Below are 24,183 nucleotides of genomic sequence, written 5' to 3'. Positions count from 1 at the left end.
TAACTGTTTTGACATTGCTGTGAAATGTATGCGTGTTATGCTAGGTCCTGTTAGTGAAAAGGAGGTAATTCAAATTATGAAAAAGCAAATCGTTGCACTAACAGCAATCGCAGCATTATCAACAGGCGCAGCAGCGTCAGCATCAGCAGCAGATTACTCAGTCAAAAAAGGTGACACTCTTTGGAGCATCTCTCAAAATAATAATGTAACAGTCGAACAGATTCAGAAGTGGAACAATCTATCTTCTACTTTAATTTTCCCGGAACAGACGCTTAAGGTATCTGGTGAAGAAGCTACTTCAAATGACACTTATACAGTAGTGAAAGGCGACACACTTTATAAGATCGCTACTGAACACGGTATTACTGTAGGTGAACTTATGAGCTGGAATGGCCTTTCAAGTGACCTGATTTTCCCTGGACAGGAATTCTCAGTATCTGGACAAGCAGCAGCTCCAGCACAGGCTGAAGCAGCTCCACAATCACAGCCTGCACAGCAGGAAGAGCCAGCTGAAGAAGAGGTAGCTCAGGACTCTGGTCAAACTCAGTCAACTGAAGGTGTAGAAGGTACTGGTGGCGAAGCACCATCATCTGAAGCAGCTCAGGAAATGACAGTAACAGCTACAGCATACACTGCATACTGTGCAGGTTGCTCTGGTGTAACGGCTACAGGAATTGACTTACGTTCAAACCCTGACCAGAAAGTCATCGCAGTAGACCCTAATGTAATTCCACTGGGTTCACGTGTATGGGTTGAAGGTTACGGTGAAGCAATCGCTGGAGATACTGGCGGCGCAATCAAAGGGAATAAGATCGACCTATTTATCCCTTCTCAACAGGATGCTCTTAACTATGGCGTTCAAACAGTAGATATTAAAATCCTAGACTAATATAGGTTTATCATATATGTACCCACTGTTCTGCTGGACAGTGGGTTTTTTTATTTGTCTTTGTTAAAGTTGGCTGTTGATTGCAGCGAGAGAGGGGACGCTTTCCGCGGCCGGGCGGTGAGCCCGCAGGCTTCGCCCAGGCCTCACACGTCCCTTCCTGCGAGCCGCCCCCTTACACTTCGATCACCAGCTGTGCAGAAACAACAATGGACTTTAACAAAGCGTTTTATTTAAATGAATACAGATAACCTAGAAAGATATGAGATTTTCGGTTCGTACTTCGATTGAATTTAAATGACATATTCTCTTAGTTATCAAGACATTAATAAAACCTCCGCAGCCTGATACGCTGCGGAGGTTCAATTTTACATATTAACTTAATCTCTGCTCAAATCCGATTTCCTTTAAAGCGGACTTCAACGTCGCATAAGAAGGCACATCTGAAAAGTTCAGTCCAAGCTGTACAATCGTCTGTGCCATTTCAGGAGAGATCCCGGATATTTTCGGTTTCACACCAATTAATTTTAATGAATCGATTACCTGAAAAAGCTTATGGGCGACGAATGTATCCACCATGGCTACCCCGGACAGATCGATGACGAATTCGCTGACATTCAAATCCAGACATTTTGTCAGAGACTCTTCCATGATCAGCTTTGCGCGGTGCGTATCTATTGTTCCAACCAGCGGCAGTACGGCTACGCCTGCATCAATGGGTACGACGGGTACAGACATCTCCAGCATCTGTTCCTGGGACGCCTGCAAAGATGCTGTCTGCACTTCTACGAATGGCAGGCAGAAATAATACACAACATCATCCACTGTACGGTCAAGCACTGTGAGGACCTCATAAAGCTTTGAAATCGGATAATCATATGTAATTGCTGTCTCTTTAATAATTTCACCGATTGCAGCACGGTATTCAGGGACTTCCTTCAGCATCGAATCAAGTGAGATGCCCATTTCAGCGCACGCTCTGCCTGTTTTCGTGCCCCAGCTTTCGATTCTTTCCTCCCGCTCATCCTTTGACATGGAGAGTGCCTCTCCATAAAGTGTCACCAGTTCTATACGGAATTCAAGCAGGTCATCGGCGAAAGCTTCAAGCCGTTCATAACGTTTATTCTGTTTTTCAGTAATCGTCCTTGCCAGTTCAACTCGTTGATCCAGGATCGTATCAGTTAAGTTTTTCAAGGTTGGTTCGAGGTGTGTTTCAGCCATTGCGGACCCCTTTCTGACGGAAAAAAATGATGATTTTTTTCTTAATCCATAAAAGTAAAATGATAGCCTATAACATTTACCCGCATTTTTATATGATAAACATTTTTCTGAATGTTTTTTTACTGTAACAGATCTCAGAAGAAGTTTGTCGTTTTTTGTCTGTATATATTATTTCTGTAACAAGGTGATTAAGAAATGATGATTTTGTTGAATGAGGTATTTGGGCGGCGTAAGATGAGATCAAAGGGAGGCTAAAACTGATGCAAAAAGAAATTCTTTTCGAATCAGATGAACAGCATTTCTACATACAGTCCATGCAGCCTTCAAACGTTCGAAATGTGAGTCTGGCCGGTATGATTCCCGGCTCAAGAAACGCTCTGACAATCGACGATAAAAAACGTAAACCACTGCAATAGTTTATGGACATCTTAGAGAGTTACAGGAGGTGTGATTCGGTGAAATTTCATCATTTAGCCACAGGACTTATCGCTATTTTACTTATTTCTTATATTGGGCTGAAAGTGTTCACTGATGTGTTTGAGACGTCTTTCAACGAATCATTTTTAATTGAACTTGTGATGATTTTCGGTATGATCGGCCTCGCAACCTTCTTAAGCTGGAAGGCGCAGGAGAAAGAGCATTATTAATATAATAGAAGAAAAAGCTGCAGATGATGCAGCTTTTTCTTATTTTACGTCGTGTGCAGCGGCAGGTCATGCAGTTTTTTTGGTAAAAGGACGATTGGAATCTCCTTTATCTCATCCCCGTATATCCCTGTCATCTGCTCGTCAAGCAAGTGAAAGAGCGCTTCAAACCACTCCTGTACTTTTTCATCCGCAAATACCTGATCAACATAAAACTCAACAGATGTCGCATTATTTTTGCGCTGAAACAGCTCGATATCAGATATTGCCTCATATAGCCCCAGTGCCTTCAGGCGTTTCGTATAAAACTTTAACAGGACACCATCAATCTGGTTTTCCTTCATTTTCTGCGGATCACCTTCATATTTTACAACAGCAATATCCTTTTCAAATTCAGGATTATCTTCTCTTTCCACTAAATACTCCGGCAGTGCAAATACCGCTTCTGTCACATCTTCATCTTTATAAAACTGGTGATCATCCACCGTCCATTTATTGTCACGAAGTCTCTTGCAGATTTCCATAAATAGGACTTTTCCCATTGGGTCGAGCAACATCACTACCTCTCCCCTTTCTATTAAATGTTTCTTGTACTATGACCGCTTTTGCCATTTTTTAAACACTTTGAATAGAGAAATGGGTTTTTGTGCATACTTTAAATGAGACAAAAATAGGATGGAGTTAGAATCGACTCAAAAATATTCTCAATAAAGAACAAAAAGTCTTGTGCTTATCCGATAAAAGAACTATAATAAACATAATATAAAGAGAAAAAACACTCAGGAGGCGGTAATATGGGTCAGGAAACGTATCAGCTTAGTGTTCGTTATAAAGATTTCGAATACGCAGTCTCAGGTGACCGGTCATTTGTCGATGAGCACGATAAAGTCGTACAGACGTACCTTTCTAAAATGATGAAAGAAGATTTGAAACCCGGACCAGGCCGGCGGGGGAAAATTTCGAGCACATTTGAAATCGAAAAAAATACCCCTGCACCAAAGCCGCTGCCTGAAACCGGATCTGGTGAAAAGCCTGACATTCAGAAGTTTCTTGAAAAGCTTCCCCTGAATGCAGAATGGCAATTTACACTTGCAATGGCTTATTACCTGTCACAATTTAAACAGCAGCCCGCTTTCACCGCGAAAATGGTTCGCAAGCAATTCCGGGAAGCCCGTCACACCGTTCCAAACAATATCCATTTAAGCGTTCATACGTGTGTGAAAAAAGGATACTTGCAGGAATCAGGTCAGCAGGATCTGCAGAAAATTTATGAAGTCACTGATTCAGGGTTTGCTTATATTGATACACTGCTTAACCATACATCTGATGTGGAGAAGGACACTGAAAATGAATTTGTTTCACAGGATATTTCAGCATTCAACCTTGAGAATAATCCCGATCCGCGCATGCTCGAACGTGTCGAGGATCAGGCGCTGAGCATTTTATATATTTATATGAAGGAATTCGACCGCTCTCATATGTCGGCTAAAGAAGTATATGACGTGCTGAAAAAACATTTTAATACAGACTATTCGTCAAAAGCGATTCAGATCGCACTCAGCCGCTCCCGCCCACTCGTCGAAAAAATTAAACACGAGGGGCAGATGCACTACCAGTTGACGAGTAAGGGGATCGACCATATGGAGACGCTGCTTGGGAATCAGGTGTAGGACGGGCCCGGCTGCGGGAGACGATATTGCGTGATGAAGCGGGGTCCTTTTGATGCAGTTGGGAAACTGGAGGCAGTTGGGGTTGGGGTGTCGTGGTCAAGTGTGTGGGCTAGAGGGGCTGGCAGGGGCAGTACTGCAGGCGTAATTAAGTCACCTTTGGGGTGAATTCGTATCACCTTTTTGTTTTATCTATCACCTTTTCATTTATTCATCCATTTTTGCGGATGGACGGATGTTTTCTGCCACCAATGCTGATTATTCGATCACCTATTGCGTTTATTCCATCACCTTTTAGATTATTCGCCCGCCCGACGCCCCTGCCGACCAGCGCAGCCGCCGAAAAGACAAAAAGAGCTCCCCGCCGCGGGAAGCTCTTTTTACTTGGCATCATGCGTGTTTAATTTTGATGCCAGCCACTGCACCATTTGTTCGGCTGTGAGTTCTTCTTTTTCACCTTTTGTGTGTGCTTCTTTTAGAATAGATGATAGATGATTGCTTGTTAATTGTTCCATTGCCATTGCGATCTCTCCGTTGTATGTTTTTCAGTATATTACCTTCTTTCTCTCCATACTAAACCTGACCAGATTATTCTTTTTTCACTTGGCGCGATTGGACGGTTCTGATAGTCTGCCGGACGGGAATAGTTGAAAGCATAGGTTAGTGCGCTGCTTAAAGCGCGCTGACAATAGGCTTCATCTTGCGGGAAGGTAAAATGAATGGTGCGTGTCTGTGTGTTACATGAGATGTGTATGCTAAAGGACGATTTTCCGCGTAGTGTGATCGTGAAGTTGGTTTTGTGAGGCGCAGACTGTTGCTCGTAAAACTCACAGGATTCAATAAAGACTTTATTTTCGCTGTAAAATAAATGCTGCAGTTGTCTGAAAAAATTGTAGTGCGGGAGCCGCTCAAAATCCTGTACTGCATCGTATTCCAAAAAGTCTTTCAGAATGGTACTCAGATTTTGCGGCAGCTCCTGAAAACGAAATGTGTAATGGTTCATAAAATCCTCCAAAATTCATGATGGCAGCTTCTACAAAGGCACTCCGACGCTATGTGGGAGCTGAAGATTTTATGAAATGACCGTTTCTCTCTATTATGTATGCTCTTCTGTACTTACAAATTGCTCTTCAATCCATTTAAGAAATTCAATTTCCTCAGGCTTCAATGCTCTGGACAGTTTCTCTTCAAATTCAATACTCGTCTCACGTACCCAATTATGAAAATCATCCATTTACATTTCCTCCATTTATCAGAAAATTACGTATTTATTGTATTTTATAATTTCTTATTATACTAAAAAATAAACGATATGTTAATAAAAAATAATTAACATATCGTTTATTATCATTTTTAAACCTTCCTGGACCGATATTGTAAAAGTATTCGGAAATAAAGAAGGTGAATACAATGTCTTTGGCACATATTCTGAAATACTACCGTGAAGAAGTGGTTGAGATCAGCCAAAAGGATGCTGCCTATCAGTTAAATATACGCCCCGCTACTTTATCTAACTATGAAAGAGGCGTACGCCAGTTTCCCATCGATATTTTACGTAAAATGAAAGATATATACCATATTGACGACGATACCTTTATGGCAATCGTGTTATATGAAACGACAGATAAAGAAATTATTAAAGAAGCCAAATATGAAGTTACTCAAAAAGTAATGAAAGCCGAGGACCGCCAGCTGATGGATTTCCTGCGTGAAAACCATTCACTGCTTGATGAAATCCGCGCGCTCTCTCAAATGCCCCCTAACAAACAAAAGCATCACACTGATTTTTTTGTCAGTATGCTGAAAGTCGCCAGAACATATCTCAAGTGAAAAAACTGCTGATCTACAGTCAGCAGTTTTTTTATCGTTAACAGTCAGGAGCAAATTAACAGAGCGCTTCAACATCCTGTAATGATTTACAAATTACTTCTAGCAATGACAAGATCAGTGTTTTTCTTTACAATAGAGAAAGGGAATATGTTTGGGAGGTTTGAAGATGCGTTATGGTTTGCGTCAGGGTTTGACAGCTCCCGTAAAAATGATTGAGTTCATTGCGGGCAGCACTGGGATTATACATATAAAACGTTATATTACCGCTGCTTTTATAGCAGGATGTCTGATTTTCGGCTTTGGTGCTGTCATTGGTATGGGCACGCAGGAGTGGGCCGGAAATTTTGTTTTATTTTATGGGCTTGAATATGATTTGCAAAGATTTTATTTCCTCCTGGGGAGCCTCGCACAGGGCTTGTTATATGTATGTCTGATTTTATTTGTTCCTGCCCTATTTAATTGGCTGGTTGCAAAAGACATCACTTTCAGACAAACGCTGGCACTATCCTTTTTTCCAGTCGTCATTCTTTTACTCGAACGCCTGAGCTTTATTGTTCTTATGGTGTGGCAGGGCATTGACTGGTACTCCTCACCTTTTTCCTGGGGTGTAATCGGGCAGCTATTTATCGATCAGGCGTGGATTATTTATTTCCTGGGAACGATTTCGCTGTTTAAATTCTGGGTGATTTACTGGCAATTTATGACCCTCCGGAGGATTACGACTTTAAAAAGATGGGCTGCATTCCTGATGATATTAGGATTTAATTTATTATTCTGGAGCGCAACCGCTACACTTGAGTGGCTGCCGTTCTACCAATACTTATTTTTATAAAGGAGGCTGGCAAATGTGAGTAATCGAAGTAAATGGCTTATCAGCGTTCTCGCAGCTATTTTTGTCGGCGTGAACCTTTTCTTAATTAAACAGGACTTATTACTTGTGGACCGGACCTCTATTGTACACGACCAGAAGACCGCTCAAAGTGAAACGGTTGAAGAAATCATGGTGAAAAACGGTGTCGTTCAGACAGCAGTTGAAGAAACAGTCTATTTTTCTGAACAGCTTGGGATGTTTACACAGTTTTTAGTAGAAGAAGGCGATGAAGTATCCCCCGGAACTCCTTTATATGAGTACACCGTAACCGACCTTGAAGAGCAGCGGCTCGCATTTGAATCCGAAATTGAGCAGCTGGACAGCGAGATTGCTGCGGTCGAGTCCTACATAACAGAGCTTGAAACGATTGAACGTCAAATCGCTTCGTCAAGTTCATCTTCATCAGCAAATGCCAGCCCTTCAAGCTCCATTAATGATGACCAATTATTGATTACCGTTGAACTGGAAATCGGAATTGACGTCTCAGATGCAACAGTCGCTCAGACCCGCTCACTGATTAATCAGCAAATCGGTGAACAGGAAGCGGAAGTGGAACGACTCGAAGCTGAGCGTGAAAAGTTTGAAAGTCTTGCTGACGGGCTACTGAATAGTCCGGTTGTAACAGTAGCAAGTGAATATGAAGGTCAAATCGCAAGCCTTGCTGAAGACGTCAGCCACCCGCTCATCACCATCTATACTGACTCTCTCGCATCACACACTAAGCTTACGGACGAAGAAGCAAAGCTGGTACTTGAAGGCATGCAGACGCGCACCACCTCACCTGTAGCAGAATCAATCAGTGAGGGCACTGTGTCCTCCAATCCTTTAATGCCGGATCAGGAGCCACAGTTGAGTGATAAAAGTACGTACCCTGTCAATATTGACCTACTCACTGCAGATGACAACTGGTTTGTCGGTCAGCACGTTGTGAATGAAATCATACTGGATACGGCACCAAATGCTGTGACAATGCCTGTGATTGGATTAGACGAGTCAAAAATATACGTACTAAATGAACTCGGCCTCGTTGAACCGCGTATCGTTAATCTGGGAATCCTTGATGGTGACCGCCAGCAGATCGCAGGTGGGCTTGAAGCAGGCGAATGGGTCACTGTTGACCCTGAGCAGATTGAACGAAATGGTATGCCTTATATTACCCCGATGCGGATTAACCGCCTGACGTTTGATAATCTTGGTTATACAGATGAGCGGATGAACTGGAAGTATGTGCTGCTCGGTGTATTGCCGAATTAGTTTTGCAGGAGCCTCGCTGGTGCGGGGCTTTTTGTTTTTTTTGGGGGACGTGGCTGGGCGATGGGGTGCGCATGGCGACGGGGCGTGGGGATGCGCCCTGGCGAAGGCCCGGCGCGTGATTGAGCCACCTTTTGTATTTTATCGCTCACCTCTGCGATTAAATACATCACCTTTTTGTTTTTTCAGGCATGATCGCTGCAGGAGTCGGTTTTTAAGTCACCTATGTGTTTTTATCGATCACCTCCCTCCACTTTTCCATCACCTTTTACTTTTTTCCGCCACGCCCTCTTCATGCCCTTAGGAAATAATCATTACTCTGCTTCTATTATTTCTACACTACCCAAAATTTTACAATGATATTTTGTTCCTTTCGTCAGTCCGGTTTTGTATAACTTGGCTTTTCTCGCAATTCTGTTCATTTTTTGCGCGGACAGCCCTCCCAGAAATCTTCTTAACTCTTTACTTCTGATGCCTTCACCCATTAGCAGGAAGGCTTCTTCAATGGCAGATTCAACGATTTGAAACCCGCTTAAGGAACAATTTTTACAGCTCCATTTCATACTGCTTTGAACAATTGCAAACTGTTCACATGAAGGACATGACATCCCTGTAAGTAATGTCTTCAAATTAAAATCAAAACGTTCAAACCAATCAACTTCGAGTTCTTCTTGTGATGCAGCCATCAGCTCAGCAAGTGCCATGATGTGCTTTGAAGAGTGTTTTTTCGAAGGCAGTTTATCTAATTCATGGTAGATTGCAAACGGGATCGATGAAGCCGGATGCACATTTCCCAGTAGCTCCGGGGATTCTGCCTTCAAAATCGAACGCGGATTGCTCATGATGATCAACGGGATGATAGGCATTTTCATATTAAAATTCCGCCTGACCCACCTCTCAAGATGTTCTTTTTGCAATTTTACCTGAGTATGAAAACTTTTTTGCGCGGAGGTTTGATCATTAGTGGTTTTCAAAACCTGATCATACGACGATCTGATTTCAATGATTCCTGCTAAATTTTTTACTTCGAGAATGAAGATCGCCTTGTTAAATATTAGTATCGTATCAATTTGAAAGTGAAAATCTCCATTTCTTAAACGGATGTTGTAGAGCACGAGCGGAGCAGGCTCTAGATACGAAATATAGTAATCTGAGCTTTTTTCACCCTGGTAGCCTGCGATTTGCTTATAGAGCTCTTCTGCAACCAGTGGCTTTTTCGGATGAAAATCAGGCATTCTGCGGGCTATACATTGTAAGGTTTTTATATGTTTAGGCATTTCACGTTGTTTGATGATCATGGTTTCAACTCTTTTCTTTTGATGGATTTTAGTTAGATGGTTTTATTATGGGTAGCGGCGGTGTGGCGTGCAGGTAGCGGTGGGAATTCAATCACCTTTTGCGATATATCGATCACCTCCCCACTTTTTTCAATCACCTTTTCGTTTTTTCGAGCAGCCCCTGTCGTCCCTTCCGCCACACCCTCTTCATGCCCTTGAGAAACTAAAAGATCTAAAGCTTGTGTCCTAAGTGCATTCAGGGCTGGGGAAGTGGGCTTGGGGATAAGATGGGCTGAGTGTAAATTGAGGGTTTTACGAGGCAAGGGGCGGCGTTTATTGCATCACCTTTTGCAGGATATCGATCACCTCCTTTATAGATTGCGTCACCTTTTTGTTTTTTCATCCACGAAGGCCTTTACAGCGGATTTTCACGTCAGCTCCGGCGATATTTCGGTCACCTCCTCACTTTTTTCAATCACCTTTTCGTTTTTTCTCGCCGCCACCTGTCATCACTTCCGCCACACCCTCTTCATGCCCTTGAGAAACTAAAAGATCTAAAGCTTGTGTCCTAAGTGCATTCAGGGCTGGGGAAGTGGGCTTGGGATTAAGATGGGCTGAGTGTAAATTGAGGGTTTTACGAGGCAAGGGGCGGCGTTTATTGCATCACCTTTTGCAGGATATCGATCACCTCCTTTATAGATTACGTCACCTTTTTATTTTTTCATCCACGAAGACCTGGACAGCGGATTTTTACGTCAGCTCCGGCGATATATCTATCACCTCCCCCTTTTTTTCAATCACCTTTTCGTTTTTTCGCGCCGCCAGCACTGCCAGCACTGCCAAAACCGGATGCACCGCTCCCAACGTGCCCCGCTACTCCCTACCAGAAACAGTTTCCCACCCTCCCCCTTCGTTTTTCCGCAAAAGTACGGTATAATTAAAGATACGTTTTTTTTCGAAAAGGTGGAGATGGTGAATGCAAACGCAATTGCTTGCGGATGGAATGGAGCGGCTTGAGCAGCGGATGTTCAGGCAGTTTTCGCCTGCTGATCAGGCTGATGAACGTCTTGTGCAGAAGGGATTATTTTTATATAGGCAGGGCACGGTGTATGAGATGGGATTTGATGCGGGTAATCAGATGCTGAAGGCGAAGGTGCGGGATGTGCATGGCGTGAGTGTGCGTATTTCACTGAATCCGGATAAGGGAAGCAGCTGCAGCTGTCCTGAGGAGCCGTGGTGCCGTCACCGGATGGCTGTGTTTTTTAAGTTTTATCAGCAGATTGCGAGTGTGAGTCAGTGGATTCAGACGTGGCGCAATCAGAAGCAGGATGCGTCTGTCCGGGCTCAGAAGTCACCTGAGGCTTGGCGCAGATTGGCCGAGACAACGGGTGCTTTGATGCCGTTTGAGAAAATTCAGGATGATACTTTTTTAATGGAGCATTATATTCTTGCCGGCTATCGCAAGTTTCAGGAGCAGGCACCGGTTGAGAAGGAATGGACTCCTTTATATATGCTTTATATTTCTTTCTATTATTACAACTACCTGGCTGAGAAGTTTGATCAGGAGTCTGCAGGCATTACGCGCGGGCTGGAGACAATTATGGAGGCGATGCAGAAGGCGGTGTATGACCTGACTGTGTATGCGCATCCGTTTTCGTTTGATCCATTTTTCAAGGAGTTGAAAGCAGACACGGCAAGGCTGCTAGGGCGAAAGGATCCGCTCAGCTTTTCGATCTATGGAATGATGTGGTTTCAGCTGTTTACAAAGCGGCGTGACCGTGAGCTGGAAGCGGAACGTTTAGCTGAAGCTGACCAGTCGGATGAGACGCAGCTGGCGCAGACAATTTTTGCGCTGCTCAGAAATGATGATGACTTTGAGGAGCAGTTCGCTGAGTCTTCTGAACTTGCGGTGCCTCATGCGGTGCAGTGGCTTGAGTGGCTGCTGCGCGAGGATGAGATTGACCGTTCCGTCAGGGTGTTAAAAGCGATGCAGAAAAAGCTGGACCTTTATTTGGCGCGGATGGAAAATCATTCTGACCGCCGATCGTTTTCACTGTGGCTGATTCATAAGATTGAGGGTGAACAGCTGAGGCTGCATGTGCCGGATGTGACAATTAAATTGTATGAAAAGCTGCTGCCTTACAGTGCGCGTCATTTAGGTGCTGTGATGCTTGATGCAGGTAAATATAAGGAATGGGTGGAGCTTGTCCATTGGATTGACTTTACACCTGAGGAGCTTGAGGCTGCCGGTTTGAAAAAGCTGATGGAGCGCAAGCCGGAGTTTGCTGCTCCGCTTCTTCACCAGTGGGTGGAGAGCCTGATTCAGAAAAAGCAGCGTGAAACTTATAAAAAAGCGGTGCGCTATTTGAAAAGATTGAAGAAGATCTACCAGGGCTTAAATGAAGAGCCGCGTTTTGAATTGTATCTTGAGCAGCTGATTGACCGGTACAGAAGGCTGCGTGCATTTAGAGAAGAATGTGAGAGGGGGAAACTGATTCATGGAAAAGATTGATGTGCTGCCGCTTTCCGAAGGTTATTTTTCAATACGGGTTGTGAATGAGGATGGCGAGATGGTTGACCCTTCGCTTTGGCAGTACTCGCTGCTTTTATGGCATAAGGAATCGTTTCATGGCACTTCCCTTCCTTTATTCAGCGGACTCCCGGCTGACAGTATTGCGCTCGACAGCTGGGCGGTGCTGACGCTTTTTGCTCAGCCGGAGTTCCACGGCCGTGTCAGCTTTGAATTATCTGAGCAGGCGGATTTTATGTATGATGCCGCTCCCCTTTTATATGAGTGGATCACTGAAGGAAAGTGGCTTGCAGAGTGGAATCACCAGGCTGAAGGTGAGACATTTGAGATGAAGCTTGGCGATGAGTTCTGGAGTGAGTGGGCTGATATGTCTTATAGCGGTGAGACGGCGGATGCGGATCAGAAAAAGTTCATGAATGACTGGTATGAGCATGCGATTACGTCATTTTTCGATCATCATCCGAGGAGCTCGAATCTTGCGGAGCGTCTGTTTAACAAAGGGCACGTGCTGACAGCTGAGGATCTGGCTGCTTATTTCGATGAAAAGAAGTGGCAGATGTGGGTTGAGCAGAAGGATCTTGAGCTGCCTTACCGCTTCGGACTGCGTCTTGAGGAGCCTGAATCTGAGGAACAGCCGTGGCGGATGCAGCCGTTCCTGCGTGACAGCCGGCGTGCTGACTGGACCTATGATCTGGATTTATCAAAGCCGCTGACTGACTCTCTCCCTAAAAGATGGCTGGATGAAGAGGCTGTGATTTCACAGGAGCTGGATCGCTGGGTAAAGCTGATTCCTTATTTAAAAGAAGATGGTGAGTGGCAGCTTGAAATGGCTGAGGAGCGGGCGTGGCTCTTTTTAACAGAGGGCAGCGAAAAACTGCTTGCACTCGACGTTGAGATCCTGCTTCCGGCATGGTGGCGTTCGATTCAGAAGTCGAATGTGGCACTGAAAGCTTCTGTAAAAGGGGATCATAGCTACCGCCCGTCATTTGTCGGACTTGATTCGCTTGTGGATTATGACTGGAAAATTTCAGTTAACGGGCAGGATCTGTCAGATGAAGAATTCCAGTCACTTGTAGAGGAAAAGCGGCGCTTCATTCAGCTGAACGGTGAATGGGTTGCGCTTGATCCTGCGATGATTGCCCGCATTCAGCAGGCGATGCAGGCTGCTAAGAAGAATGGCATCAGCATGCAGGATCTGCTTGAGGACCACCTGAATGATGAAGAGGATGACAGTGCAGATGATCTGCGGATTCAGTTTGAGCTGAATCGCTCGATGAAATCAATGATGGAAAAGCTGAATGACACAGGAAAAATCCCTCTCCTCCCTCCTCCTGATGCGCTTCAGGGTGAGCTGAGACCGTATCAGCAGCAGGGATTCAGCTGGATGAATTTCTTACGCGCAAACCGTTTTGGTGCGTGTCTGGCTGATGATATGGGGCTCGGGAAAACGATTCAGCTGATCAGCTATATGCAGCATGTGAAGGAGACTGAATCACCTGAGCAGCCATTTTTAATTATCTCTCCTACCTCAGTTCTTGGTAACTGGCAGCGTGAAATTGAACGCTTTGCACCTGAGCTTGAGGTGCAGCTTCATTATGGACCGGTTCGCGCCAAGGGTGAGGAATTCGGGACATCTATTGCAAAAGCTGATGTCGTGCTGACCTCATACGGCCTTTGCCACGCGGATCAGGAAGAGCTGTCAGCTGTGCAATGGGCAGCAGTCGCACTCGATGAAGCACAGAATATTAAAAATCCGTTTACCAAACAGTCAAAAGCAATCCGCAGTTTGAAGGGACAGCATCACCTGGCACTGACCGGAACGCCGATGGAAAACAGATTGTCTGAGCTGTGGGCGATTTTTGATTTTATTAATCATGGCTACCTCGGCTCGCTTGCTGCTTTCCGGAAAGACTTTATTGCACCGATTGAACGTGACGGGTCAGAAGCGCTGACATTGAAGCTGCAAAAGCGGATCCGTCCATTCCTGCTGCGCCGGACAAAGGTGGATCCGGCTGTCGGTCTGAACCTTCCTTCTAAAATTGAACAGAAGGAATTCTGTCCATTAACGTCTGAGCAGGCATCACTGTATGAGCAGCTGGTACAGGATACACTTGAAAAAATCCCGCAGCTCTCAGGCATCGAGCGAAAAGGAATGGTGCTGCAGATGCTGAACAGACTGAAGCAGCTTTGCGACCACCCTGCCCTTTACCTGCAGGAAGAATCCCCTGCTGATATTGTGGCACGTTCTGAAAAGATGGATAAGTTAATGGATCTGGTGGAGCAGATTTTAGAAGCGCGTGAAGGTACAATTATTTTCACGCAGTATATTTCAATGGGACGCATGATCCAGGATGTACTGCAGAAGAAATACGGCTTTAAAGTCCCATTCCTGAATGGTTCAACGCCAAAAGCAACGCGCGATCAGCTGGTTGAGCAATTCCAGGCAGGCGAGTTCCCTGTGTTTATATTAAGTCTGAAGGCCGGCGGAACGGGTCTGACCCTGACCGCTGCAAACCACGTCATTCACTATGACCGCTGGTGGAACCCTGCAGTTGAGAATCAGGCGACAGACCGGGCATACCGCATTGGCCAGACTCGATTTGTCCATGTGCACAAGTTTATTTCCTCCGGGACGATTGAGGAGAAAATTGATAAGATGCTCGAGAAAAAGCAGTCGCTGAATGAGGATATTATCCGCGGCGATCAGTGGATTACCGAGCTTTCGAATGAAGAACTTGAGGATTTATTAGTGTTAAATGCATGAAGAAAACCGTCTGACGTCGTCAGGCGGTTTTTTAGTGGTGGGTGGGCGAAATGCCGCTATTGATTTCCGCGGAGAACTGCGCTTTCCTGCCCCCGGCCGGTGAGCCTCCTCAGTTTCGCTTGCGGGGTCTCACCTGTCCTTTACTGGGGCGGGAGTCTCCGTTCTCCGCTCCAATCAATCGCTGGGATGGAAAAAAGTAGTTTGTTGCTCACTACAATGCATTTCAAAATAATAGAGGATGAGTGCAGAAGCTCTAACTCCGGCAGGTCCGGCAATGGGGAAGGTTTGACGGATGCTGCAGGAGTCAGCTGCTTGTTGGAGCGGAGCCGTGGCTTGAGTTGTTATTTGATTGTTTCTAAATGGATATCTGACGTTGGAGCTGTGTGCGGAATGGGCTGTTCAAACGGGCCGGGGTCTGTGGATTGTTTTTTGCGGTCCAAAAATCTGACTGTATCCACATATACTTCTGTCGTGTATTGTCTGATGCCGTCTTCTCTTTCATATGACCGGGACTGAATGCTGCCGACAATACCTATGAGCGACCCTTTTTCACAATAGGCTGAAGTGTTCTGGGCGTTGCGGTTCCAGATCGTGCACCTGATAAAATCTGCTTCAAATTCTCCTGACTGATTTTTAAAGGGCCGGTTGACTGCAAGCGTGATATTCAGGACCTGTCTGTTACCCGCGATTTCTTTTAACTCCGGATCCTTAGTCAATCTGCCTACCAATGTGACCTGATTGATCATATTCTCTCCTCCTTTCGTTTAAGATAATCTCATCATAATCGGCAGTTAAATTGTTGTAAAACATGGAAATATTCATTTTGATGTCGGTTTTGAGGTAGAAAAGTTTATTTTCTTCTAAGGGGAAATTGTACCTTTCAACGACATTATTCCCCGGGAAATGAACTAATGTATGATTTTCTGATTTTTTGTAAAATTTTTCGGTATGTTATAATGAGTGTAAATCAATCAAAGGGGCTGGACGGTAATGAAGACGTTCAAACTGATGAAAATTCAGATCGTTGAAGATGAGAATATCCGCAATTTCAACCTTCATGACGGACTGATTATCAATAAGGAAGATGAGCATCAGACATGGATTCTTGAAGCCTTTCTCGATGGAACTGAAACAGAATATTTCCAACGCCTTCAGCAAAGTGATGAAGATATTGAAGTGCTTGCGGTCATTTCCAATGAAAAGAATGATCCGGCCGGTCTGTTTGCCACTGTTCATGAAGTGAAACCAATCGGTGACAAGGTGAGTGTACTGTTTTCAGCGCACATGCGGAATCAGCGGAATGAATACGCTGAGGACCTGCTTGCTTACATACTAAATAAAAAGGATATTTCCGGTGATGAGCTGCTTGCCGAGTTTAGGCATCAGATGAGGGAAAAGCCACGGATAAAGAAGTAGCTTGGTCATGAAAGTTCAGATCACGCAATTTGCAAAAAAGACTGTTCACCCGCCTGTCTAAGCAGCGTGCGAACAGTCTTTTTTATTATTCGTCGTTTCTGTCGCGATCTTCGCGGTCAACTTCATCTTCAATGATATCTTCACGGTTGTTGTTGTCATCGCCCATCATACCGTTATTATCATTGTTGCCGTTGTTACGGTCATTGTTACGGTCGCCGTCCATACCCCAGTCATCGTCAACGCGGTTGTTGTTATCATTTGCGTTGTTGTCACGATTGTCGTTCATCGGGTTTTCTAAAGCACCGTCGTTGTTGTCTCCAGTCATGCCGTCATCTACGTTACAGCCAACCATAAGTGCTGCTGCAAGCAGTGAGCCGGCAGTCATTTTGATGTATTTGTTCATTTATTTCCTCTCCTTTTTTTATGGGATGACCAATCACGGTCTGTCGATAGTTTCCCCGGAGAGGGATGAAATATGTATGGAGTTAAAATAATCGTTTCGCTGCGCTTCACTGAGTGTGCTTTTAATATACATAAAGTTTTTATACCGGTCTTACTTTTTGTAAAGGCTTGTGCTTTTTATATTGTCCAGATTCAGAAACGGTAAACATGAAAAAGCACCCGTTTCCCGCTCCATGGCTTATGCCGTTTGGAGCGAAACGAGCGCCTTACGCTTTTCTATGTTGTCCAGCTCCAGGCGCTAGCTCCTCGGGTCATAAGCCACGCATCGGTAAACGGAAAAAACACCCGTTTTCCGCTCCGCGTCTTATGCCTGTCGGGGCTGTTCAAGTCGCTTACGCTTTTCTACTTTGTCCAGCTTCAGGCGCTAGCTCCTCGGGTCATAAGCCACGCATCGGTAAACGGGAAAAACGCCCGTTTTCCGCTCCGCGTCTTATGCCTGTCGGAGCTTACCGAGCGCCTTACGCTTTTCTACTTAATAGCAAACATAATCTCCGTTTCACAAGCCACTTCACCATCTACAGTTGCTGTCGCTTTTCCTTTGCCGATCGGCCCTTTGATGCGGACGATTTCGACTTCGAGGCGGAGCTGGTCACCAGGCTTGACCTGGCGTTTGAAGCGGCAGTTGTCGATGCCTGTGAAGAAAGCAAGCTTGCCTCTGTAATCTTCCTGTTTGAGCATGGCAACGGCGCCAGTCTGTGCGAGTGCTTCTACAATGAGAACGCCTGGCATGACCGGGTAATCCGGGAAATGTCCGTTGAAAAATTCTTCGTTTGCAGTGACATTTTTAATGGCAACTGCACGTTTGCCTTCTTCGATTTCCACTACTTTATCAATTAATAAAAATGGGTAGCGGTGTGGGATAATTTCTTTAATCTGCTGAGTATCTAACATCAAAAAACCTCCTGCTATTCTGTATCTTGTGTGACAAGATCAATAATATGTGTCCATGTTTCAGGTTTTAGGGCATCCTGTGGAGAGCCGTCTCCGATGACACCGTAACCGACCATCAGACCGACAACAAGGCTGAGGCCTGCAAGCAGCACAATTAATAACACTCTGATGAGTATTGGAAACAGGCGTACCTGCACCCATCTTGGCGTTCTAGAAGTCTTCTCCTGCTCTTCCGGCTTTTGTTTTTTTTCTGAACGTGTTTCAGACATATTTCGATAACTCCTTTAACGCAATCCGTTTACAAGACCGGACATCTGATCAGAGATTGATACGGCTCTTGAATGAAATTGGTAATTTCTCTGAACTTCAATCAGTTCAGTAAATGCTTTTGATAAATCTACATTTGATTGTTCAAGGGCACCCTGTTCAAGCCCAATGTTCTGTCTGAGTCCGCCTTCCATCTGTACCATCAGTTCGCCTGGTTCAACGCCAAGCTCAGCAAGGTTATCAGGAATGCCCAGATAGACGCTTGAGACACGGTCCAACAGCTGGGGGCGCTGGATATCAACGATGCCAAGCTCTACAGCCTGCTGAACGCCGCCTGATTCGACAAGCAGTGTCCCGTTATCCTGCAGCTGAATGCTGTCAACCGGCCCATCAAGCATGATCAGTTCGTCATTTTGATTTAAAATGCCGTTGCCCTGTGCATCTACAAGCATCACTTCATCATCGTTGACCGGTGTCAGATAAAATCCGCCGGCGCGCGTGAAGTTTTGTTCAGAAGTGCCATCAGGAGATTGGACGAGTACTTTAAAGTATTGATTTTCAGTGCTAAAAGCAAAATCAAGATCTCTTTCAGTACGCTGCAAAGACCCTTGCGTTCCTACCAGCTGTGACTGTGAGATTCTTGCACCGTTCCCAAGTCTCAGACCATCCGGTGTCATGCGCGGTGCCTGATCATCCCGCTGATTCTGTACCTGCTGATGAAGCAGCGAGTTAAAGTTCGCGGTTGTCTGTTTATAGCCGGTTGTTGCTGAGTTGGCAATATTATTTGAAATCAGATCAAGCTGCTGCTGCAGCTGATTCATTGTGTTTGTTGCAGTCACCATATTGCGGATCATTGATTAGCCCCCTTTAGTTCAGCCTGCCGACTTCGTTCACTGCTTTTTCCATGCTCCGGTCATATGCCTGAAGGACTTTCTGGTTCGCTTCAAACGAACGGTAGGAAGCCATCAAATCAGTCATCGTTCTTGCACTGTCTACATTTGACCGTTCAAGGGAGCCCTGATTAATTGAAAAGCCTGCATCCGCTACGTTATAAGCGCTGTCGAATACAGTTCCATCAGGAGCTCTGTACAATTCATCGCCTTCTTTTACGAGGGCACGCGGATCATCTGAATAGGCGATGCCGATTCTTGCAATGTTCGCACCATTTTGAATGACCTGACCACCATCTGTTACTTCAAAACGGTCATTTTCAAGCTCAATTCTCGCACCGTTTTCGTCCAGCACGTAATGACCTGCAGGTGTGGTTAAAAAGCCGTCTGCATCAAGTGCAAAGTTTCCGTTTCTTGTGTAGCGGTCTGTACCGTCTTCATGCTCCAGGGTAAAAAAGAGAGCGCCTGGTATACCGGTTTCTTCATTTATCGGCAAATCTCCCTGTAAAATGGCAAGGTCAGTGGAGAGTCCTGTTTCTCGCAGATCTCCCTGTGTAAATAAAGGCACTGCTTCCTGCATATATACACCCGTGTTCAAGCCGCCGACTGGTGTCATTCTGGTGGTTGACATCCCGTTTTCTGTCGGAACTCTGGAGTCTCCAAGACTTGAAAGCAACATTTCAGGAAATGCTCTCATCGAAGCCTGGTCCGCCTTGAAGCCAGGTGTATTCACATTAGACATATTATTTGTCAGCATTTCGGTTTTTCTCTGCTGTGCAAGCATTCCGGTTGCAACTGTGTAAAAGCCTCTAAACATCGTTTTCACCTCGTCATTTTTTACCCGTGACTTATTATAACAAGTTTCTGCATAGGACGGAGGAATTTTCAGGAGATTCCTTCTTTCGACATTGTCAGAAGTAATCTCCTAAAGTCCATTATCCCAGTTTACTCTGAGGAATTTTATCAATATTCTCAAGCATGACGCCTGTTCCGATTGCTACACAATCCATTGGATTTTCTGCAACAAAGACAGGGACTTTGAGTTCTTCAGCCAGCAGGAGATCAATTCCGTGCAGCAGCGCGCCGCCGCCTGTTAAGATCACACCGCGGTCAATAATGTCAGCTGATAGTTCAGGCGGTGTTTTTTCAAGCACGTTTTTAGCTGCCTGTACAATGACTGCCACTGATTCACGCAGTGCTCTTTCCACCTCTGCTGATTTAATTGTAATGGTACGTGGAAGACCACTGACCATATCACGGCCGCGAATTTCCATTTCTTCATCACGTGAGTCAGGAAATACAGTTGCGATGCTCAGCTTAATTGCTTCTGCCGTACGCTCACCGATCAACAGCTTATACTCTTTTTTCACATAGTTTAAAATATCTGCGTCAAACTGGTCACCGGCCATTTTGATTGACTGGGACGTTACAATATCACCCATTGAAAGAACCGCTACATCAGTTGTTCCGCCGCCGATATCGACAACCATATTGCCGCTTGGCTGGAAAATATCCATGCCAGCACCGATCGCAGCAACTTTTGGCTCCTCTTCAAGGAAAATACGTTTGCCGCCGCTCTTCTCAGCAGCTTCACGGATTGCTTTTTGCTCAACGCTTGTGATATTCGTTGGGCAGCAGATCAGAATGCGTGGCTTAGACATTAAGCCTCTTAGATTTAATTTGTTAATAAAGTGCTTCAGCATCGCTTCTGTTACGTCAAAATCAGCGATTACACCGTCTTTTAGCGGACGGATCGCCACGATATTGCCAGGCGTTCTGCCGACCATATTGCGCGCTTCCTCACCCACTGCAAGTACACGGTTTGTGTTTTTATCAATGGCCACTACAGACGGTTCATTCAGTACGATTCCTTTACCTTTTACATGGATCAGCAGGTTCGCTGTTCCGAGGTCAATTCCTATATCTTTTGAAAACATCTTCTTATTTGACTCCCTTCAGTTACTGTTAATGGTTGAATTTGTATAGCTAAAATGGAGGTCTCTGGCTCCTCTTATTATCCTTACCTTATATCGGTTCTAACGGATCATTTTTGAGAAATAACGCAAAGTATGTACCGTTTTCCTTTTGAAGGATCGTCAGTTGTTTATGTTAGTAGATCCGGGACAGCCCCGCTTCTACACTCCAAAGTCCAATAAGTATATATTACCACAACTAAAAGAGGAGGTCATGAACCAAACAAACGTTTGATTCACGGCCTCCTCTTTTTCAATTGGATAAGTGCTGCTGCTTTTCGTATTTGGCTTTTGTGGCTTCTCCGCCCCTTAGGTGTCGAATCGCTTTATGATAATGAAGAATCGTTTTTACTTCGTCTGCGAGCGCAGGATCCAGTTTCGGCAGGCGCTCGGTTAAGTCTTTATGCACTGTGCTTTTAGATACCCCAAATATTTTTGCGATAGAGCGGACCGTTTCTTCTGTCTCTACGATGTGCCTGCCAGCCGAGATTGTTCTCTCTCTGATATACTCATGCACGGTGCCGGCCTCCTGTGGGTCCGTTTGTGCATTATATGCCGGCAGGCGGTTAAGATATACCTATTATTCCGTAATTGACATCGGGTCGATTGCCTGACCGTCTTTTAGTACTTCAAAGTGTACATGAAGTCCTGCTTCAGGGTTTAATTCACTGACACCGGATTGGGCAATGACCTGTCCCTGTCTGACTTCCTCACCTTCAGCAACTGCGATATCCTCGATTGCCTGATAGCGTGTAACATAGCCGTCGTGCTCGATTTCTACTGCATTTCCGATGAATGGATCCTCTTCAACAAGTGTAACTGTTCCGCTCATTGCGGCAGTTACTTCAAATGGCTCACCATCCTGTACCAGGTCTACACCAAGGTTTGGATAGTACGTCTGATTCACAACGATGAGTGCTTCCTGCTGCTCACTTGCGTCTGCTGTCTGGTCATAAAAGGCTTTATGCACGGAGACCGCATCCTGATTTGTGACCGGCAGACTCATTTTTTCTGCAGACTGATTGACTTCAGCTGTGTCTGTTGGGCCATAAGTATAGTCCGGGGCTTCTTCCTGATAGACGTATTCACTTTCAGTTGACTGTTCTGCAACATCTGTACCTTTTTGGTCCTGTATAAAGAATACAGCTCCAACCGCGAGCGCCGCACATCCCAGATATACTGCAGGTACTGCCCAGCGTTTTTTGAAAAACTTCTTAAAGCTTTCTGACAGGGTAGATTGATTTTTGTCTCCCTTAATCATTTTCATCACCTCAGCAATCATTCTGAACGCTTAGAGGAAATTCTATACATTGTCACAATTTTTTTCTTCAGACTTGTGTGCTGCGTGATACAATCCCAAATAGTACAAGTCTCGGAAAGGATTCTGATGCATGATCAAATGGCTTAAACTGTTCATTACCACTTTGCCTTTTATATATATGATTCTGATCTGGGTGCTTTCAAGTCTGCCGCACGATGCAGTCATCGAGCTGCCGTCAGGAACGTTTGACCGTTTTTTAAAAGAATCTCTCCACTTAATTGAATTTGGCATCCTTCATTTCTTATTTATTGCGGCGCTGCTTGTCCACGGCAAGCTGAACGTCGCCACACATACACTTGCTGCCGTGTTTGCAGCGTTCTACGGCTTCACAGATGAAATCCATCAGGCATTCGTTCCCTACCGCTCAGCGACAATGATAGACGCTGTAAAAGATGTCATCGGTGTCTTGATCGTATATCTGGTAGTCCAGCGATTTTATTTTGTTAAAAGAGACAGCGGTTTGAGGAAGTTGTTTGTGAGGGTCGAGGGTTATTTTCAGGTTTGATGGTTGTATGGCTGAGGTTAGTGCTAGTGGCGCTGACCGACGTATGATGGCATTTGACGTCGGTGTTGTGGCCCGCGACTGCGCGATACACCCGGGTTGAGTGCGCTGTATGCATCATTGAGTGCAGTGTGTGCCACCCCGACCGTCGTCATCACCCCAAAAAGAAGCATCCCGCCCACCGCGGAATGCTTCTTTTTTATCTTCTAACCACCAATGCCGGCACAGCCTCATCAATAGATGTGATCTCCACACCGCTAAAATAATGATGGACAATTTCCTTGTAGCTGCTGCCGGCGAGCGCCATTCCGTTGGCTCCGTATTGACTCATCCCGACGCCATGACCGAAGCCTTTTGTTTTAATGACCACTTCATCACCTTGCAGCACCCATTCAAAGTCTGTGGAGCGCAGATCAAGCGTTTCCCGGATCTCTCTTCCGCTAAATGTTTTTCCTGCAATCTCAACCGATTTAATTCTGTTCCCCGGTGTACGTTCAAGAATGCTGCCCTGTTCACCCGCTGACAGACTGATCCCGAGCTTTTCTTCAAATTCACTGACCGGTATTTTCTTTTCGTGATAAAATCCCGGCGCTGCCTGCTCATCCCATTTACTTTCAACTGATGCTAAATAAGGTACATCCTCTTCCCAGTAATCCCTCGCGTTTTCAGTCCATCCATTACTTGTTGAAAAGAATGCAGCAGTAATTGGCTGTCCTTCATAGGTTAAAATTTCACCTTTCGTTTCATTTACCGCTTCATCGATCGCTTTGATTTTCCATGTATAGTCGTCTTTCCAGATTTCCTTCAATTCCTCTTTATTTTTATATACCTGATGGGTCGTGGAATCCGTGATGGGCTCTTCCCCGCTATGCGATAAAAACTTCGTCACATACGTCCGTGCAGCAAGCGCCTGTGCTTTCAATGCCTCCTTTTCAAAAGAAGCAGGCATCTCACTCGCCACAACACCTGACACATACTCCTCAAGATCAACGGTCTCAATCTCACCACTGGCCTGCCGCATGACCGGTACAGTCAAATGGGCTTCAGACTCTTCTACCTGCTCAGCAGGCTCCTCCTTATCAGGCAAAGGGGTTCTCTGCTCCTCTTTTGGCGCAACAATGAACGCCGGAATCGCGAGTAATAGTACAAAATATCCTGCAAACAACAAAAACAGCTTAAGCCGCTGGTGCATTTTCACCCCTCCAGACATAGGTTATGGGGAAGTATATGAATAAGGCAGCTGCGTTAGACTTTTGTTTTTAAGAGAGCAGGTTTCTTTAAGTGCATGAAGAGGGCATGGTCGAAAAAGATTATTGGTGTAGGAATTAATGTAAAAGGTGATGGAATTATCGCCATTGCTGATAGATATAAACAGTCATATTTGGCCGCAGGCAGAATAATCAATTTGGTGATGGAATTAACAATAAAGGTGATAGATATATCTCAAAAGGTGAGCGAAATCGCGCCCCGCCCCCCATACCTGTAACAAAGCTAAGCACCCCAAAATAAAAAAGCAGTAT

Annotated in this window: 27 protein-coding genes; 11 read left to right on the top strand and 16 right to left on the bottom strand. The window is 45.1% G+C overall.

Features of this window, described 5'->3' with window-relative positions:
- The first annotated feature begins 76 nt into the window (after nucleotides 1–76).
- On the top strand, nucleotides 77–889 hold the full coding sequence (locus UFB30_RS03555) for a 3D domain-containing protein (RefSeq protein ID WP_322420294.1): 813 nt from the start codon (nucleotides 77–79) through the stop codon (nucleotides 887–889).
- Between the two features lie 372 nt (nucleotides 890–1,261).
- Here the strand turns inward: UFB30_RS03555 and UFB30_RS03550 are convergent, their stop codons facing one another.
- Nucleotides 1,262–2,107: an STAS domain-containing protein gene (locus UFB30_RS03550; protein WP_322420293.1), complete on the bottom strand. Its 846-nt coding sequence runs from the start codon at nucleotides 2,105–2,107 to the stop codon at nucleotides 1,262–1,264.
- Nucleotides 2,108–2,367: 260 nt separating this feature from the next.
- Between UFB30_RS03550 and UFB30_RS03545 the strand changes: the two genes are divergently transcribed.
- Nucleotides 2,368–2,523, top strand: a complete 156-nt coding sequence (locus UFB30_RS03545; RefSeq protein ID WP_322420292.1) for a hypothetical protein — start codon at nucleotides 2,368–2,370, stop codon at nucleotides 2,521–2,523.
- Nucleotides 2,524–2,562: 39 nt separating this feature from the next.
- Entirely contained in the window at nucleotides 2,563–2,754 is a 192-nt protein-coding gene (locus UFB30_RS03540) for a hypothetical protein (RefSeq protein WP_322420291.1), read from the top strand.
- A gap of 44 nt (nucleotides 2,755–2,798) precedes the next feature.
- Here the strand turns inward: UFB30_RS03540 and UFB30_RS03535 are convergent, their stop codons facing one another.
- A complete protein-coding gene (locus tag UFB30_RS03535; RefSeq protein WP_322420290.1) occupies nucleotides 2,799–3,308 on the bottom strand; it encodes a hypothetical protein in 510 nt (169 codons plus the stop codon).
- 237 nt (nucleotides 3,309–3,545) lie between these two features.
- Here UFB30_RS03535 and UFB30_RS03530 point away from each other — a divergent pair, with 237 nt between their 5' ends.
- Nucleotides 3,546–4,421, top strand: a complete 876-nt coding sequence (locus tag UFB30_RS03530; RefSeq protein WP_322420289.1) for a hypothetical protein — start codon at nucleotides 3,546–3,548, stop codon at nucleotides 4,419–4,421.
- 377 nt (nucleotides 4,422–4,798) lie between these two features.
- Here UFB30_RS03530 and UFB30_RS03525 read toward each other — a convergent pair whose 3' ends face one another.
- From UFB30_RS03525 to UFB30_RS03515, 3 genes are all read right to left on the bottom strand, one after another.
- Nucleotides 4,799–4,939 (bottom strand): YwzD family small protein, encoded by a 141-nt coding sequence (locus tag UFB30_RS03525; RefSeq protein ID WP_322420288.1) that lies wholly within the window; start codon nucleotides 4,937–4,939, stop codon nucleotides 4,799–4,801.
- A gap of 32 nt (nucleotides 4,940–4,971) precedes the next feature.
- Entirely contained in the window at nucleotides 4,972–5,421 is a 450-nt protein-coding gene (locus UFB30_RS03520; protein ID WP_322420287.1) for a hypothetical protein, read from the bottom strand.
- A gap of 93 nt (nucleotides 5,422–5,514) precedes the next feature.
- Nucleotides 5,515–5,652, bottom strand: coding sequence for a hypothetical protein (locus UFB30_RS03515; protein WP_322420286.1), 138 nt, complete (start codon nucleotides 5,650–5,652; stop codon nucleotides 5,515–5,517).
- A gap of 176 nt (nucleotides 5,653–5,828) precedes the next feature.
- Here UFB30_RS03515 and UFB30_RS03510 point away from each other — a divergent pair, with 176 nt between their 5' ends.
- The 3 genes from UFB30_RS03510 to UFB30_RS03500 all read left to right on the top strand — a co-directional run bounded on the left by UFB30_RS03510 (nucleotide 5,829) and on the right by UFB30_RS03500 (nucleotide 8,373).
- Nucleotides 5,829–6,248 (top strand): helix-turn-helix domain-containing protein, encoded by a 420-nt coding sequence (locus UFB30_RS03510; protein WP_322420285.1) that lies wholly within the window; start codon nucleotides 5,829–5,831, stop codon nucleotides 6,246–6,248.
- A gap of 166 nt (nucleotides 6,249–6,414) precedes the next feature.
- Nucleotides 6,415–7,080 carry a hypothetical protein gene (locus UFB30_RS03505; protein WP_322420284.1) on the top strand — a complete coding sequence of 222 codons (666 nt, stop codon included), beginning with the start codon at nucleotides 6,415–6,417 and terminating at the stop codon, nucleotides 7,078–7,080.
- Between the two features lie 15 nt (nucleotides 7,081–7,095).
- On the top strand, nucleotides 7,096–8,373 hold the full coding sequence (locus UFB30_RS03500; RefSeq protein ID WP_322420283.1) for an efflux RND transporter periplasmic adaptor subunit: 1,278 nt from the start codon (nucleotides 7,096–7,098) through the stop codon (nucleotides 8,371–8,373).
- A gap of 311 nt (nucleotides 8,374–8,684) precedes the next feature.
- Here UFB30_RS03500 and UFB30_RS03495 read toward each other — a convergent pair whose 3' ends face one another.
- A complete protein-coding gene (locus UFB30_RS03495) occupies nucleotides 8,685–9,668 on the bottom strand; it encodes a nuclease-related domain-containing protein (RefSeq protein WP_322420282.1) in 984 nt (327 codons plus the stop codon).
- A gap of 955 nt (nucleotides 9,669–10,623) precedes the next feature.
- On the opposite strand from UFB30_RS03495, the gene UFB30_RS03490 reads away from it, so the two are divergent.
- Nucleotides 10,624–12,159 (top strand): SWIM zinc finger family protein, encoded by a 1,536-nt coding sequence (locus UFB30_RS03490; RefSeq protein ID WP_322420281.1) that lies wholly within the window; start codon nucleotides 10,624–10,626, stop codon nucleotides 12,157–12,159.
- Complete coding sequence (locus tag UFB30_RS03485; protein ID WP_322420280.1) at nucleotides 12,146–14,941, top strand: DEAD/DEAH box helicase; 2,796 nt, start codon at nucleotides 12,146–12,148, stop codon at nucleotides 14,939–14,941. The genes UFB30_RS03490 and UFB30_RS03485 overlap by 14 nt, the downstream gene beginning before the upstream one ends.
- 341 nt (nucleotides 14,942–15,282) lie before the next feature.
- Here UFB30_RS03485 and UFB30_RS03480 read toward each other — a convergent pair whose 3' ends face one another.
- Complete coding sequence (locus UFB30_RS03480; protein ID WP_322420279.1) at nucleotides 15,283–15,687, bottom strand: single-stranded DNA-binding protein; 405 nt, start codon at nucleotides 15,685–15,687, stop codon at nucleotides 15,283–15,285.
- Nucleotides 15,688–15,931: 244 nt separating this feature from the next.
- On the opposite strand from UFB30_RS03480, the gene UFB30_RS03475 reads away from it, so the two are divergent.
- Nucleotides 15,932–16,357 carry a YwpF family protein gene (locus UFB30_RS03475; RefSeq protein WP_322420278.1) on the top strand — a complete coding sequence of 142 codons (426 nt, stop codon included), beginning with the start codon at nucleotides 15,932–15,934 and terminating at the stop codon, nucleotides 16,355–16,357.
- Nucleotides 16,358–16,442: 85 nt separating this feature from the next.
- On the opposite strand, the gene UFB30_RS03470 is transcribed toward UFB30_RS03475, so the two are convergent.
- The 8 genes from UFB30_RS03470 to UFB30_RS03435 all read right to left on the bottom strand — a co-directional run bounded on the left by UFB30_RS03470 (nucleotide 16,443) and on the right by UFB30_RS03435 (nucleotide 22,101).
- The gene (locus UFB30_RS03470) at nucleotides 16,443–16,760 is read right to left on the bottom strand and encodes a hypothetical protein (RefSeq protein WP_322420277.1); all 318 of its coding nucleotides are present in this window, start codon (nucleotides 16,758–16,760) and stop codon (nucleotides 16,443–16,445) included.
- 527 nt (nucleotides 16,761–17,287) lie between these two features.
- Nucleotides 17,288–17,710, bottom strand: coding sequence for a 3-hydroxyacyl-ACP dehydratase FabZ (gene fabZ / locus UFB30_RS03465; protein WP_322420276.1), 423 nt, complete (start codon nucleotides 17,708–17,710; stop codon nucleotides 17,288–17,290).
- A 14-nt stretch (nucleotides 17,711–17,724) separates the two neighbouring features.
- Entirely contained in the window at nucleotides 17,725–17,979 is a 255-nt protein-coding gene (locus tag UFB30_RS03460; RefSeq protein WP_322420275.1) for a DNA-directed RNA polymerase subunit beta, read from the bottom strand.
- Nucleotides 17,980–17,994: 15 nt separating this feature from the next.
- Nucleotides 17,995–18,831, bottom strand: a complete 837-nt coding sequence (locus UFB30_RS03455) for a flagellar hook-basal body protein (protein WP_322420274.1) — start codon at nucleotides 18,829–18,831, stop codon at nucleotides 17,995–17,997.
- A gap of 13 nt (nucleotides 18,832–18,844) precedes the next feature.
- A complete protein-coding gene (locus UFB30_RS03450; protein WP_322420273.1) occupies nucleotides 18,845–19,684 on the bottom strand; it encodes a flagellar hook-basal body protein in 840 nt (279 codons plus the stop codon).
- 118 nt (nucleotides 19,685–19,802) lie between these two features.
- Nucleotides 19,803–20,804: a rod shape-determining protein gene (locus UFB30_RS03445; RefSeq protein WP_322420272.1), complete on the bottom strand. Its 1,002-nt coding sequence runs from the start codon at nucleotides 20,802–20,804 to the stop codon at nucleotides 19,803–19,805.
- A gap of 289 nt (nucleotides 20,805–21,093) precedes the next feature.
- On the bottom strand, nucleotides 21,094–21,357 hold the full coding sequence (spoIIID, locus tag UFB30_RS03440) for a sporulation transcriptional regulator SpoIIID (protein WP_322420271.1): 264 nt from the start codon (nucleotides 21,355–21,357) through the stop codon (nucleotides 21,094–21,096).
- A gap of 63 nt (nucleotides 21,358–21,420) precedes the next feature.
- Nucleotides 21,421–22,101: a M23 family metallopeptidase gene (locus UFB30_RS03435; protein WP_322420270.1), complete on the bottom strand. Its 681-nt coding sequence runs from the start codon at nucleotides 22,099–22,101 to the stop codon at nucleotides 21,421–21,423.
- A gap of 130 nt (nucleotides 22,102–22,231) precedes the next feature.
- On the opposite strand from UFB30_RS03435, the gene UFB30_RS03430 reads away from it, so the two are divergent.
- Nucleotides 22,232–22,666 (top strand): VanZ family protein, encoded by a 435-nt coding sequence (locus UFB30_RS03430; protein WP_322420269.1) that lies wholly within the window; start codon nucleotides 22,232–22,234, stop codon nucleotides 22,664–22,666.
- Nucleotides 22,667–22,862: 196 nt separating this feature from the next.
- Here UFB30_RS03430 and spoIID read toward each other — a convergent pair whose 3' ends face one another.
- Complete coding sequence (spoIID, locus tag UFB30_RS03425; RefSeq protein ID WP_322420268.1) at nucleotides 22,863–23,855, bottom strand: stage II sporulation protein D; 993 nt, start codon at nucleotides 23,853–23,855, stop codon at nucleotides 22,863–22,865.
- Nucleotides 23,856–24,183: the final 328 nt, after the last annotated feature.

It is taken from the genome of Jeotgalibacillus haloalkalitolerans (assembly GCF_034427455.1).
In the GTDB taxonomy this organism is placed as follows: domain Bacteria; phylum Bacillota; class Bacilli; order Bacillales; family Jeotgalibacillaceae; genus Jeotgalibacillus; species Jeotgalibacillus haloalkalitolerans.
This window is presented reverse-complemented; position numbering and strand designations above follow the sequence as displayed.